9 protein-coding genes, 1 pseudogene and 1 CRISPR repeat array are annotated in these 13,835 nt (G+C 48.6%); of the genes and pseudogenes, 5 read left to right on the plus strand and 5 right to left on the minus strand.

Features of this window, described 5'->3' with window-relative positions:
- Window positions 1-408: pseudogene (locus J7438_RS19310) on the plus strand (hypothetical protein); the annotation flags it as partial.
- A gap of 153 nt (window positions 409-561) precedes the next feature.
- Window positions 562-1,383: a CRISPR direct-repeat array (repeat unit 29 nt; unit sequence GTGTTCCCTGCGCCTGCAGGGATGAACCG).
- Between the two features lie 20 nt (window positions 1,384-1,403).
- Here J7438_RS19310 and J7438_RS19315 read toward each other — a convergent pair.
- Complete coding sequence (locus tag J7438_RS19315; protein ID WP_209277875.1) at window positions 1,404-1,556, minus strand: DnaB-like helicase N-terminal domain-containing protein; 153 nt, start codon at window positions 1,554-1,556, stop codon at window positions 1,404-1,406.
- Window positions 1,557-1,784: 228 nt separating this feature from the next.
- Between J7438_RS19315 and J7438_RS19320 the strand changes: the two genes are divergently transcribed.
- Window positions 1,785-4,316 (plus strand): hypothetical protein, encoded by a 2,532-nt coding sequence (locus J7438_RS19320; protein ID WP_209277848.1) that lies wholly within the window; start codon window positions 1,785-1,787, stop codon window positions 4,314-4,316.
- 67 nt (window positions 4,317-4,383) lie between these two features.
- On the opposite strand, the gene rplI is transcribed toward J7438_RS19320, so the two are convergent.
- From rplI to rpsF, 4 genes are all read right to left on the minus strand, one after another.
- Window positions 4,384-4,830, minus strand: a complete 447-nt coding sequence (rplI, locus tag J7438_RS19325; protein ID WP_209203428.1) for a 50S ribosomal protein L9 — start codon at window positions 4,828-4,830, stop codon at window positions 4,384-4,386.
- 25 nt (window positions 4,831-4,855) lie between these two features.
- Window positions 4,856-5,728, minus strand: coding sequence for a hypothetical protein (locus J7438_RS19330; protein WP_209203429.1), 873 nt, complete (start codon window positions 5,726-5,728; stop codon window positions 4,856-4,858).
- Between the two features lie 21 nt (window positions 5,729-5,749).
- Complete coding sequence (gene rpsR / locus J7438_RS19335) at window positions 5,750-5,974, minus strand: 30S ribosomal protein S18 (protein WP_020584246.1); 225 nt, start codon at window positions 5,972-5,974, stop codon at window positions 5,750-5,752.
- An 87-nt stretch (window positions 5,975-6,061) separates the two neighbouring features.
- The gene (gene rpsF, locus J7438_RS19340) at window positions 6,062-6,478 is read right to left on the minus strand and encodes a 30S ribosomal protein S6 (protein WP_101745436.1); all 417 of its coding nucleotides are present in this window, start codon (window positions 6,476-6,478) and stop codon (window positions 6,062-6,064) included.
- A 606-nt stretch (window positions 6,479-7,084) separates the two neighbouring features.
- On the opposite strand from rpsF, the gene tamA reads away from it, so the two are divergent.
- From tamA to J7438_RS19355, 3 genes are all read left to right on the plus strand, one after another.
- A complete protein-coding gene (gene tamA, locus J7438_RS19345; RefSeq protein WP_209277849.1) occupies window positions 7,085-8,857 on the plus strand; it encodes an autotransporter assembly complex protein TamA in 1,773 nt (590 codons plus the stop codon).
- The gene (gene tamB / locus J7438_RS19350; RefSeq protein ID WP_209277850.1) at window positions 8,854-12,696 is read left to right on the plus strand and encodes an autotransporter assembly complex protein TamB; all 3,843 of its coding nucleotides are present in this window, start codon (window positions 8,854-8,856) and stop codon (window positions 12,694-12,696) included. Before tamA ends, tamB begins: the two co-directional genes overlap by 4 nt.
- A 221-nt stretch (window positions 12,697-12,917) precedes the next feature.
- Window positions 12,918-13,823, plus strand: a complete 906-nt coding sequence (locus tag J7438_RS19355) for a hypothetical protein (protein WP_209277851.1) — start codon at window positions 12,918-12,920, stop codon at window positions 13,821-13,823.
- Window positions 13,824-13,835 lie beyond the last annotated feature (12 nt).

The following is a 13,835-nucleotide window of genomic DNA, read 5'->3' on the forward strand; positions in this document are numbered from 1 at the left end:
GGAATTCAACATGCATGGTGCTGGGTAACCGACATTGAATTAACCGATGAGACAGTTGAAGCTGTCATGAGAGGAGGTCGTTGCCGTTGGCATATTGAAAATCAAACGTTTAACACCCTGAAAAATCAAGGCTACCATCTTGAGCACAGTTATGGTCATGGCGAAAAACACTTGGCTACCAATCTCGCCTACCTGACATTTTTGGCATTTCTTGTAGATCAAATTCAGGAAATGGCTTGTCCACAATTCCAAAAAGCTTTAAATAAGCCTGCAAAGCCCACCCGAAAGTATCTTTGGCGAAGGATTACTGGCTTATTTACTAGCTTTATGATTGATAGCTGGGATGAGTTATTCAGTGCAATCATACATGGATTGAAGCCAAAAAGAATTGAATTCAATAGCTCATAATATTGGAAGGTAGTCGGGTTTTCAGGGCTTTTATTGGTCTTTATTATCAGCACGATATAGTGTTTGTGGTTTTTTTGTTCTCGTTTTTTTAAGCTAATTATTTAAATTTACAATATTATTGTCGTTTATTCGTCGGGAATTGCTGCTGGTCATGTGTTCCCTGCGCCTGCAGGGATGAACCGAGTCAAACGCCCGAGGGCCCGCTGATGAAACCGTGTTCCCTGCGCCTGCAGGGATGAACCAGTAGCGTGGCTTTTTGTTCCTAACGAACCTTAGTGTTCCCTGCGCCTGCAGGGATGAACCGCCGTTATAGGCTGGTTCCGGTCTCTGGAAGTGGTGTTCCCTGCGCCTGCAGGGATGAACCGGGCAAATACAAGCGGGCGATGCATTCTGCTCAGTGTTCCCTGCGCCTGCAGGGATGAACCGCATCTGGCGAACATAGCGGTCAACGCTGTTGGGTGTTCCCTGCGCCTGCAGGGATGAACCGGGGTAGCAACCCCTTATGATCGGAGATCACTAGTGTTCCCTGCGCCTGCAGGGATGAACCGTAATGAATTTGTGTGCAATGCCGCTGTGGTGGGTGTTCCCTGCGCCTGCAGGGATGAACCGGTCGATTAAACGGGAATAGGCAGCGTTGACTTGTGTTCCCTGCGCCTGCAGGGATGAACCGCAACAACAAATTTCGCCTTTTCCAACCTGTACGTGTTCCCTGCGCCTGCAGGGATGAACCGCACCTTCAGATAGTGGCTCGCCTGTTACTTTTGTGTTCCCTGCGCCTGCAGGGATGAACCGCACACGAGGCAGAGCAGGAGGCGGCGGTAAATGTGTTCCCTGCGCCTGCAGGGATGAACCGGTAGTGATTTTGTAGGTGTTCATGGTGTGTCCGTGTTCCCTGCGCCTGCAGGGATGAACCGCAAGCTGGCGTCGGCACGCTGCCTATTTTGATGTATTCCCTGCGCCCGCAGGGATGAACCGCGATCCTAAACCATCCGACGTCAGCTTATCAGCCACCCGGTCCAGGCCTGGTTACCCAGCATCAGACCACCCAGAACGGACTGCTCCGCTTCGATGGAGTGGGGAGGTGTTTTAATGGCAACCGTCGCTTCATCAAGGGGAAGCGCCAGTTCGCGAGGACTGACATCCGGCATATTAACGTTCTGCGGAAAAGAGTAGTGGCATGTCAGGATACCTGATTCCGACCTTCAGAAGGAATAACGATTTTCATTCACCAGTACAATAAAACGGCACAGCGTTCAGCCTCGAACTGGTAACAGCATAAAAATCAATGGCTATCTATTTAACAAAGGGATTATCTGGAATTTTTATTCAATTAACGAGTCCAACAAAAAATCAGGCCAACGAAAAGCAATGTTCCCATGAATAATTTTCCAACTCATTCACATGCTCCAATCCTGACACCCCAAGAAGCCCGTTCGCCTGAATCTGACAGCACCATACCATCCAATCAAGAATGCTCTGTCAGGCCGCTCTCTGAGATAACAGTACCACAGATCCCGCAAGGTACTTCAGCTCTGCATCCACACACCACTACATCGTCAGTTACATCAAGAAATATTTCACAAACACCCACAGACGGTAGCCGGGTACCGATGACAGACGCTGTCAAAAATGCCCTGAAATGTCTGAAAGATGCTGGTATAGACGCACAACAGTGGCAGGGGCTCGGGTTAGTACTGGAGGTTCCCTATGACATGATAAAAAGCATCGATACAAACCTTGCATTGAGCAACCCCGAGAGCAAGTTGTGCGAATTACTCACTTGCGCCGAAACATCAAACCTTTTGATACCAGAAAGGTTGGTTCAAGGGGTCAGCGAACTCATGGATATGGCGCTGCGTAAGGAATTCAGAAATGACTTACGCAACATTCTTAAATACATCTTCCTGGATAAATACGTTTTGAATAAAAAACAGGAAATTGTTACCAGCGCAAAAAGCTTTTTTGACTGCGGATATCTCTCCCCGGCGGAGCCTGACTGCTATAACAATGACAATCGGTCGTGGTACGACAGGATTTCACCCAGAGATGCTTACCTGATCGTTAATCAGCACGTGGTTGAAGCAGAACGTTATTCTCTTGCCGCCAGATTAGATCTGCCTGACGCTGACCGGGAAGCCTTATTGCCACTATTGGACGGAGAATGGAATGTCTATTTCGCAGAGCTGTTATGGCGGGCAGACGAACAGCAACTGCTAACCTTCGCCAATTTGTGTGCTGTTATTTGTGAAAGTGGCAATCGCTGGGCAGTCGAGACGAAAGTTTGTCCCAGATTGGGCCTGGATTATCATCAGCTCCCAGAATACCAATCCAAAAGGATGTTATCAGAAAATAACAGCGAGCCCGACCGGTTGTTAAGTATACGGGATTTGGTTTCCGTTTTTAGTAATCAAATGCACATCCTCCCAGAATATCTGGCACAGGTCTGTGGTTATTCCGAGCTTCTTAAACACCCCCTGTTAATGACGATGCAGAAAACATTCAAGTTTTTTCCTGATATTGTTAAAAGAATGATTTTGCTGGAACTGATTTACCAGCAAAACCGTGGAAATAGCAAAGGCGGTTTATCCATTACTGACGTTGTCCGCATCCTTAATAAACCGGAGGTGATGGAGCTCAGAGTAGCCAACCGGTTATTGAGTAACATGACCGCCGGTGGTTCTGAACAGGCAAGCCCGGTATTTGAGCCTTCACTATGGTTCAAGCTGACCGACATGTTGATTCAGATTCCGGATTTTGAGGCAGAACCTCTGGCAAAAATGCTGGGTCTACCCGATCATAAAAGAAAGTTGATTATTTCCGGGGAGTATGCAAAAAATTTACGCCAAATTACTTATAACATTCTCTCTGCTGCCAATAAGTTGGGAAGGCTCACGCCCGAAAATGTCGTGTACGCTTTGAGTCAGACTTGTCCGGCATCATTTGTGAACAGCGTGTGCAATATGAGTCAGTTTCCACAATTACAATCCATCACCGGCACACCATTACCGCCGGTAATCCTTGGCCAGCAAGATGAAATCCCCCGAAAACCAGGCTCCATACCCTTAACCATGGATTTCCTGGGTAATCTACTGCTGAGCCATAACGTGCATAGAATTGGTATGTGTACGGGACTTGGATTTGATGAGTTAGATGCGTTACAAACTTGTACCGAAGACGAACCGCAGCTCCTGGCTTATCGCCTGTCAAAGAAACTGACTGAAACCGAACGGGGCCTTGAAACGGGTCATCTTTATCAGGCGTTGCAATGGCTGGATGACAAGGATGCGCTGGCCTATTTCCCGCAACAACAAACCGATGAGTTCCTGAGTTGTCTGCCTGAGCAGACCATTAATAACATCCAACAGGGAATGGCTTATATTTCAGCATTCCGCCAGATCCCCGCCACAGCCGATGGAACTGAATGGATCTTGCCGATTGCCTGCAAAATCGGCTTGCCCAGGAGGAAATTTGATCATATTCCTATCTCCTGTGATCCTGGCTGGAACCTCATCCGTTACCTTCTGGCAGCCGGAGAATCCCCATCACCACAAAGGGTTAAAGAGCTTGTTGAGTGGTCCGGGCAATTGAAGCGGGCAAAAGACCTTCTGAGTGAGTCGGGAGATAACGAGTCATCAGCCTATCGTTGCCCCATTGGCGGAAATTTAATTTCATGGCCGGCAGCAATAGACAAAAAGCAAAACCAGGGTGGGCCACAGACCGTGTATTTTGAGCATGATCTGCTGTTTGAATGGGTTCATAAACACCCCATCCATCCGGTAACATCAGCAGCGATTGACGTGAAAGAGATAAGGACTCGCTGTCCAGAGTTTTTTGAGCAACTTATTGCAACGCTCGACGATCAGTCTTTCTCCCCATTAGAAGGGAAAACAACTGATGAATTGCCATAAAACCGGGTTAAAAAAACCGGAGACCCGTTAGAGTTCCGGTTTTTAGTCTATCCGTTAACCGAACTGATTATTCAGCTTCGATAAACACCTTGATAGTTGCAGCAACGTCAGAATGCAGCTGGATGCCAACGTCGTACTCACCAACGGCACGGATCGGGCCTTCTGGCAGACGGATTTCACTCTTGGCAACAGCAACACCGGCAGAAGTGATGGCTTCCGCCAGGTCACGAGGACCGATAGAACCGAACAGTTTGCCTTCGTCGCCTGCTTTGGCGGTCAGGGTCAGTTCGATTTCAGCCATTTCTGCAGCGCGCTTCTGAGCGTTGCTCAGTTGTTCGTTAGCGGCGCTCTCAAGCTCGGTACGACGAGCTTCGAAAGTCGCCAGATTCGCTTCAGTGGCAGGCAGAGCCTTACCAAAAGGAATCAGAAAGTTACGGCCATAACCGTTCTTAACGGTGACCTTGTCGCCCAGCTTACCAAGCTTGGCAATTTTTTCGAGCAGGATTACTTCCATTTCGCTAGCCTCTATCTAGTACCTGTCATCCCTGATGCAGTCGGTTATTCGCGCGGGCGCGAAAATCAAAAAGACTGTCCAGACATGCAGTTAAAACAATGACCGGGTACGCCAGTTGCGTGACAAAAATCAACAGGATGTAAAACCCTACCAACCAGAAGCTTCCCAGTTGTCGCATCCCCACCAGCCCGTGGATCATGGCAAGCCCCGCCACCAGCAATGGCAGCGTCGCTGCAGGAACCAGCACCAGCAGGAAAGGAACAAAGGTTGCTCCCACCAGGGTAAATGCCAGAAGCCCCATGGCTACCGATAACGGCAGGCGGATCTGGTGAAACTCTTCACGGAATCCACCCGGGTTATAAAGCTGCGCCTGCCAGGATCTGGCCAGCACCAACCCAAGGATGCAGATCACCAGGTTAAACCAGGTGATCACACCAATAACCCCGTATTCTACCAACGGCCCGATGCCCGCTACTAAGTCGTCCGTACTCTGCCCTGCCTGCTGAACGTAGTCACGAACCAGTGTCATGACCAGTTCGCTGATCAGGGCGATTTGCTGTGGAGCCAGCTGCGCCATAACCAGAGCGATGAAAGCTCCGGCTGGCAGCAGCGCCAGTAGTGTTTTCTGCCAGGAAACCGTTTGGCGTAATACCAGGGCCAGAGCCACGGTAGTTGTCAAACCGATGATCGTGGAGAACTGTCCCATGGCTGCCCAGGCAATACCCGGCAGCACAGCCCAGGTGAGTATTTTCAGCCCTTCACTGGTACCACGACGCAGTACCACCAGTGAAATAATGGCTGCACTCACCCAGAACAGCATGGGAATACAGGCAAACACAGTGGCCAGAATCATTGCCTGTTTCGGGCCACGCATTACCAGTTCCGCCAGTCCACGCATCAGCTATACCCTATAAATAAATCAGTGACGATCGGTGTATGGCAGCAGGGCCACGTAACGAGCGCGCTTGATCGCTGTTGCCAGCTGACGCTGGTAACGAGCCTTGGTACCGGTGATACGGCTAGGAACGATCTTGCCGGTTTCAGAAACATAAGCTTTCAGAGTGTTCAGATCTTTGTAATCGATCTCTTTCACGCCTTCAGCGGTAAAACGGCAGAACTTTCTGCGACGGAAAAAACGTGCCATGGCAACGCCTCCTTGGATTTATGCTTGTATGGTAAAGAGCAGGTTAAAGCAGGAACCTTAGCAGTCGTAATGACTGAACATCAGGTCTTACTCTTCAGACTCTTCTACTTCGTCTTCAACGGCTTCTTCAGAGGCACGTTCTTCACGGCGGTCTTCACGACGATCGTCACGACGATCACGCTTTTCTTCAGACTGCAGCATGATAGAAGCTTCAGTGATGGCTTCATCACGACGAATGACCATGTTACGGATAACCGCGTCGTTGTAGCGGAAGTTTTCCGTCAGCTCATCCAGAGTTTCGTTACCACACTCAATGTTCATCAGAACGTAGTGAGCCTTGTGGATCTTGTTGATTGGGTAAGCCAGCTGGCGACGGCCCCAGTCTTCAAGACGGTGTACCTTGCCACCATTTTCGGTGATAGCGCGAGTGTAGCGCTCAACCATGGCAGGTACTTGCTCGCTCTGGTCAGGGTGGACCAGGAAAACGATTTCGTAATGACGCATTATTTGCTCCTTACGGGTTAAATAGCCTCCTGCAATTTTTACCTCCGACATCCGTCGAAAAGATTCTATAAAGCAGTAAGGCAAGGAGGGTGTGAGCGCAGGCGCTCACCGGTTACTACATTCACAATGGACAACCCTCTTGATCGACTTTTGACCAAAATAGCCCCACTGAGAATGAAATATACGCCGGACAAATTAGCCCGAGCATACAAAGAGCGGGAATTTTAGAGATTTGTTGCGTTGGTTGCAAGGGGAGACAAGGTCTGCCGCACTGGTAATATCCGGTGTCGATATGGTGATTTACCACTTCAGGTCTGTCATCAAACCATCAATCCGCCAGGTATTGGGCAGATGTGGTGAAAATAAACAGGAAGTCCTCTGTGATCAGCAAAAGCTGGTAACATACCCCCCCCATTTGGCTAACAATGCTTTAACGCATTAAACGTGCAATATGAAACAATAAGTTATGCAAAGGATGGCTGCTCAAATGACCGTGTGGCAAATCCATTCAACGATGAGCGTCATGTTCTAAAGGTCGATATAGCCAGAGACCGCTCCAATTTACCGTTTTTATTGCCGGGAATGCGTACCCACTATCATTGAATTATGGCCGATCACGAAAGCACAGCACTTATCTATACACCGAAACGGCGAATCGGCCTGTGGTTGCTGATCATCCTGTTTTTTTCTGCATCTGCCTGGGCGACAAAACCTCTGACCTATAAAATCAATGGGCTCGACAAAGCATTACTGCAAAATGCGACGCTCTACCTTGATAACCTGCCTGCCATCAAACCCGAACAACTGGATGAATACCGGCATGAAATCCGGGAGGCCCTGCAAAAATCACTGATGGCCCTGGGCTATTACCAGCCCACCATTGACTTTCACAGCAGCAAAAAGGCGGCCAGTCAGCTCATCATTACTATCAGTCCGGGTCAGCCAGTGATTGTCCAGTCCCTGCACATCAACCTGGAAGGTGATGCCAGACAAGACCGGGCATTTACCCGGTTAATCAGTCAGAGCCGGTTAAAAACAGGCGAGATCCTGAATGATGGTGAATATGAGTCGCTGAAAACAGGGCTCAGTAAACTGGCCCTGACCCGTGGTTATTTTGATGCAGACCTGAGTGAACACCAGATCAAAGTCTACCCGGCCAAACATCGGGCTGACATTACCCTGACCATGGAATCCGGCAGACGATACCGGTTCGGACCGGTTATTTATGACGCCCCGGTGAGCGAAGCTACCCGTGCGTTGCTGAACACCATGATCAATTTTGAGCCGGGGCAACCCTATCGCTCTGAACAGCTCAGTCAGTTGAACATGGACTTTTCTGCCACCGGATACTTTAAATCCATTGAGGTCCGCCCTCTCAAGGATAAAGCCGTTGATGGTGAAGTTCCGATTTTCATCAGTGTGATACCCAAAACAGCCTGGGAGCTGGAGACCGGTATCGGTTTCTCTACGGATGAAGGTCCGAGGGTATCCCTGAGTGTTGATAACCCATGGCTGGATGAAAAAGGACACAGTTTTACCAGCGATATCAGAGTGTCCAAAACAGGACAGGAGCTGAGTGGGCGCTATAAAATCCCCTATGGCAACCCTCTGTTGGAATACTACAGCCTGGACAGCGGTTACCAGAGAACGTCGGTCCAGGATACCGACAGTCAGCTTATTTCCGCTTCTGTTAATAAGTGGAAAAAGCGGCCGGGTAACTGGGACCAGGACTTTTTTATCCGGGTAGATTATGAGAACTACACCCAGGGGCAGCAGAACAGCAGTAATCTGTTGCTAATACCCGGTATGTCATTTGACCGCCGGAAATTGGTTGGCAATCCAACGGATCCCCGCTCCGGACACCTCTACAACCTGAAAATCGAAACCTCTGCCAAAGCCTGGCAATCTGATGCTGACTTTATCAAAGTGTGGGGCCGGGCCAAATGGTTGACCACGTTCTTCAAGCATCACCGGGTGATCAGCCGAATTGAGCAGGGTGCCATCTGGGTGGATGACATTCAGAATATCCCACCGTCCATTCGTTTCTTTACCGGTGGTGACCAGACGGTCCGTGGCTACAGCTATGACAGCTTATCTCCAGAGGACAGCAACGGCCAGCTGGTTGGCGGCCAGTACCTTTCTGTAGCCAGCATTGAATATGACTATGAAATTGTTGAAAACTGGCGGGTTGCCTTATTTGTTGACAGCGGAACCGCAACCAACTCCTACAAAAAAGGTCAGGTTGAATGGCAAACAGGGGCTGGGCCGGGCATCCGTTGGGTGACCCCCTTAGGTCCGTTAAAACTGGATTTTGCCTTTGCGATCAGTGAGCCCGGCTCTCCCTGGCGAATCCACTTTTCCATGGGGCCGGATTTATGAGCAGTGCCCCAAACCATAACTCTGAACAGGCCGGGTCTGCCCCGGGAGCGCCAGATCAACTCCCAGTGAAAAAAGTTTCTCTGATAAAGCGGTGTCTATCAGTCACAGCCGTCTTCCTGCTTACCCTGATCTCACTGCTGCTGTTTACTCACACCGGCAACAACCTGCTCTGGCAACAACTGAACAATGCGCTTCCGGCGCTTGATGGGGAGCTGACTGAAGGCCAACTGATGACGGGCTGGCATATTAAGAATCTCCGCTGGCAAGATAGCCGGATCAAGTTTCAGGCTGATGATATAACCCTGAAGTGGCAGCCTGGAAAAGTGTTAACAAGGCAGCTGCCGGTACAACTGGTAGCCGTCAAAGGCGGCAACCTTGAGATTCAGCCAACGGTGGAAGAAACCAGACCGTCAGCACCGCCCTCTACCGATACAGCAATCAATATTCCTCTGGATATTCTGATCAGTCAGATCCATATCCAGGATTTTGATGTCACCTTTTCAGGAACCACGGTTTCCCTGGAAACCTTTACAGCAAATGCCCGTATACAGAATAGCCAGCTGTTTATCCCTGACGTTCGGGCTGATAACCTTCAGATTGTGTTAAAGGCTTTAACGCCCAACAAACCAACGTCGGCAGGCAATGATCTCTCAACCATCACACTGCCGGAAGTAAAACTCCCAATCCCTGTCAGCCTGGAAAATTTCACACTGACCAATGCCCGCTACCAGCAGGGTGATATTGATGAAACCCTTAAAGCGCTGGAGCTGAGTTTCAACTGGCAAGCGACTTATATCACCGACCTGACACTTAAGGCAGAACAAAGCAGGGCCAATATTCTTTTAAACGGTGAGATACAGCTAGCTGAAAACTATCCATTAAGCCTGAACCTAGATGCCACCATTCTGGATAATTTCAATATGCCTGAGCTGGCAGCCATAAAAGGGGATAAGCTATCACTGGAAGCCTCGGGCGATCTTGGTCAACTGCAATTGCGGCTTGCATCACAGGGTTCCATCAATACATCACTGGAAGGAAATATTGGCCCTCTTGCCCCCAACTTCCCGCTAAACGTTGCCCTGAAATGGCATGAATTCCAATGGCCGCTGCAAGAAAATGCACCCGTGGTTTCATCCAACAATGGCTTAGCCAGGATCACGGGAAATCTGAATCAGTACCAGCTCTCACTGAACACATCCATTAAAGTGGCTGAGCAGCCAGCCACCCAACTGCAGTTGGATGCCTCTGGCAGTTTGCAGCAGCTAACTATTGAAACACTGTCGCTTAGCCCTGTTGATGAAAGCAATCTTTCCGAAAAACCCCTGGAACTGACCGGGACAGTTAACTGGCAAGATGGAATTCATTGGCAAGGACACACTCTGCTGTCAAAACTAAAGCCAGAATTATGGCTAAGGGAACTTCCCGGCACGCTGAGCGGCAAAGTAACCACTCAATTTATGATGACAGATGGTTCATGGCAGCTAAACATTCCGGAACTGACGATCAATGGCTCATTACTGAATAACCCTCTTGAGTTGACCGGAAAACTGGCATCCGACAACCAGGTCAGGCCCATGGCCGCTTTACCCTTCAACGTGAATATTCACAGCTTTTATGCGGCGCTTGGCGAGAACCGCCTGAACATCAGTGGACAAATCGCAGAACAGTTATCCCTGAGCGCGAAACTTGATGCCAGCTCTCTGGATAGGATTACCCCGGACCTGAAAGGCTCGTTACAAGGCAGCGTTAAGCTAACGGGAAGCGATAAACATCCAAAGCTTTTATTCAGCTTTGATAGCCCATCCATAGAGGTTCAACAGACCAGTATCAACCGGTTACAAGTGAACGGCGAATTGACCAGAGCAACCTTACTGGAAGGTAAAACCACGGTTAAGGCGGACTCCCTCAACAGTGGCAATATTCAGCTGAAAAACGTGCTGCTAAATGCCAGTGGCAGTGAACGGAATCATCAAATATCCCTCAAAACTCAGGGCGAGCCGGTATCCGGTGAGTTACAGGTTAATGGAGTTTGGCAGGGTATCCATGGTAACAGCCGTGGCAATTGGCATGGGCAGTTAGCCAGTGCCAGGGTAATCACGCCGGTGGATACCTGGTCTCTGGAGCAGCCTGTCACCATCGGACTGAATGCCACCAACAAAGAAGTGAAACTGACGGATCAATGCTGGTTTGCCAAACCGGCAAGGCTCTGTATTGATGCATCACAATTGTCAGCTAACCGTGGAACAACACGCTTTCGGCTATCAGACTTTAACCTGTCAACCCTGAAGCCATTGCTGCCAGGCAACCTTAACTGGCAGGCCATACTCTCGGGCAGTGGTGATATCCAGTGGGATAGTGGCCAGCCAATAGCCCATATCCAAATCCAGACGACGCCGGGTGAAATCACCAGCAACTCAGATAATCCTTTATCAGTGAACTATCAAACACTCTCCACCGTGATTAATCTGAACGAGGATGATCTGCAGGCAGAGTTTGACTTTGACTCAAAACAGCTGGGGGATGCCCACATCAATCTGGCCATCGACAACATGCACAGTGACCAGATCCTGAGTGGACAAGCCAGACTGCAGGATATGCGCCTGTACTTTCTACAACCACTGATTCCGGATATCAGTCATATTGATGGTATTTTATCCGCTGACACACGCATGGGCGGAACTCTGAAAGATCCCTTGCTGTTTGGCAACCTGAAACTCCGTGCAGGACAGCTGGCCGCTAAACAGGAAATGGTCAAAGTCAGCCATCTGATCACTGAGCTGAATGTGGCTGGCAATAAAGGTGAAGTCAGTGGCAGCATGAAGATAGACGACGGTGAAATGAAGCTGTCAGGTCATCTTGACTGGCAACAAATGCCCCCTTCCGGTGTTATCGATATAAAAGGGCAAAACCTGGGAGCCAGAGTGCCGGGCATCCTCCAGCTGAAAGCCTCCCCCGATTTAAGGCTGACCATTGGAGCAGCGCAAACCCTGACCGGGAACATCACCATTCCCTGGGCAAGAGCGAACATCAAACAACTGCCCAAACAGGCCGTCACCCCCTCTGATGATGTGGTGATTATCACTCCGGGAACCAGAAAAGCACTACTGCATGCCGGTCCGCCCTTCTCCATGGATGTGAATGTGATTTTAGGCAAAGACATCAAGATCGACGCCTATGGGCTGAAATCAGACCTTGGCGGCCAACTGCTGCTGGATCTGCAGCCCGGAAAACCGATGACTGCCGATGGCTCTATTCAACTGACCAATGGCCGCTATCATCAATTCGGTCAGGACCTGCTGATTAAAGAGGGCCATATTATTTTCTCCGGCCCGCTATCCAGCCCATACCTGGCGGTGAACGCTATTCGCAACCCTGACAGCATAGAAGACGATGTATCAGTAGGCATTCAGGTGAGCGGCGCACCCTCCCGACCAGAGTTTTCTATCTATTCGGACCCATCCATGCCACAGCAGGAACAATGGTCTTATCTGCTCAGAGGGCGGGGACTCGAAGATGGTGACAGTTCGGCCGTGCAATCCATGCTGATCGGTTTCGGTGTCAGCCAGTTTGGCGGCGTAGTGACTTCCATTGGCGAAAAAATCGGCCTCTCGGATGTCACGCTCGACACCCAGGGCAGTGGTGATGACACCCGGGTCACCATTGGCGGGACGATTGCGCCGGGCCTGCGGGTGCAATATGGCGCAGGTGTTTTTGACTCTATCGCTGAAGTTAAGGTGCGCTACGAACTAATGCCGCGACTTTACCTTCAGGCCGTTAGCGGCATTGCCCAGGCTATCGATCTTTTCTACCAGTTTACAATTGCGACTGAAAAAAAATAGATCTATTCAGATTTAATGAATTCAATGTAAGGTACTGACTTTCGAAAATTTTGCATCGTTATTAACAGCTTTAGTAAGCATTCATTTTTAATTGGTAAAAAAATGCATTGGCTACTTGAAGGGAAGAAACTTAATTTTAGAAAAATGGTCAGATATGGGGTAAATATCAAGAACTATATGACGATGGTCTTTGTTTTTTTCCAAAATTGAGGTTACCAGTCATGCACGGTGTAAATAGCGGTGATGTTTCAAGAAACACTTATAATCCCCAGCAGGAAAACAAAAGTCAAAAAATGGATACTAAAGTGTCGCAAGGGGAAAGTGGAACCACTAATCCCATTGCTCACAGAACATGTATTTCGGCAGAGGGTGTAGCTGCATCGAGTTCTGCACAGGCTGCCAGCCCCTTATCCGATGCGCCTACAGTCCACTTGACTAAAACATTTTACCATCCCAAGGATAAAGAACCTCTTATTTTTCCGGAAAAACACCTTATGACACACGGAGACTTCAGGGATATACTATCCAAACATATGGATGTCTATGCAGTAGTAACGGATGGACGTCATGGTCATGGAGCTATCAACATATTGGCCATCGGAAAACCAAAATTCAAATTAAACGACCTGAAGGGAAAATTCCATACTTGCGTTTTTCAATCTATACCATCATTAAAAGAAACACCTTACAGTTCTGATTTGATTGGTATCTCCCTTAATCCAATTTGTAGGATTGTTGATAAATTCTACATAAATCTTGAAAAAAAGAACGGTAACAATCATGAAACAATGAGCTTGATTGAACGATCAGTCTTTAATAAATTAAAACCAAAATATAATTTAGAGTTTAATTCAATTCCACATATTGTTACTCATAAAGATTTCCTGAAAGACATCTCCCCTGAGGAAGCAAGATTTATTTTGGAAAAAACTTTCGATGCATCTATTGAACAGATGAAGGAACAACTCTCTACTCATAATGAGAATGAACTGAACTCAAAAGCGACAATCAACGATCTTCCGGAGATTCTTCGTAGTTATAAAGATCGGATGTCTTGGGGAAGCTATGATAGTTGGAAGTTGAATTATCTTGATGAAGCATTACTCAATAATGCCAAATGGGAATAACTATTTCTTATT

The organism is Thalassotalea sp. G20_0 (genome assembly GCF_017744175.1).
Taxonomy (GTDB): domain Bacteria; phylum Pseudomonadota; class Gammaproteobacteria; order Pseudomonadales; family Endozoicomonadaceae; genus Endozoicomonas.

Excerpts from the sequence above, each read along its gene's own strand:
- J7438_RS19320 (WP_209277848.1), top strand. The coding sequence starts at position 1,785 with ATGAATAATTTTCCAACTCATTCACATGCTCCAATCCTGACACCCCAA.
- tamB (WP_209277850.1), top strand. The coding sequence starts at position 8,854 with ATGAGCAGTGCCCCAAACCATAACTCTGAACAGGCCGGGTCTGCCCCG.
- J7438_RS19330 (WP_209203429.1), bottom strand. The coding sequence starts at position 5,728 with ATGCGTGGACTGGCGGAACTGGTAATGCGTGGCCCGAAACAGGCAATG.
- J7438_RS19315 (WP_209277875.1), bottom strand. The coding sequence starts at position 1,556 with ATGCCGGATGTCAGTCCTCGCGAACTGGCGCTTCCCCTTGATGAAGCG.
- rpsF (WP_101745436.1), bottom strand. The coding sequence starts at position 6,478 with ATGCGTCATTACGAAATCGTTTTCCTGGTCCACCCTGACCAGAGCGAG.
- tamA (WP_209277849.1), top strand. The coding sequence starts at position 7,085 with ATGGCCGATCACGAAAGCACAGCACTTATCTATACACCGAAACGGCGA.
- J7438_RS19355 (WP_209277851.1), top strand. The coding sequence starts at position 12,918 with ATGCACGGTGTAAATAGCGGTGATGTTTCAAGAAACACTTATAATCCC.
- rpsR (WP_020584246.1), bottom strand. The coding sequence starts at position 5,974 with ATGGCACGTTTTTTCCGTCGCAGAAAGTTCTGCCGTTTTACCGCTGAA.
- rplI (WP_209203428.1), bottom strand. The coding sequence starts at position 4,830 with ATGGAAGTAATCCTGCTCGAAAAAATTGCCAAGCTTGGTAAGCTGGGC.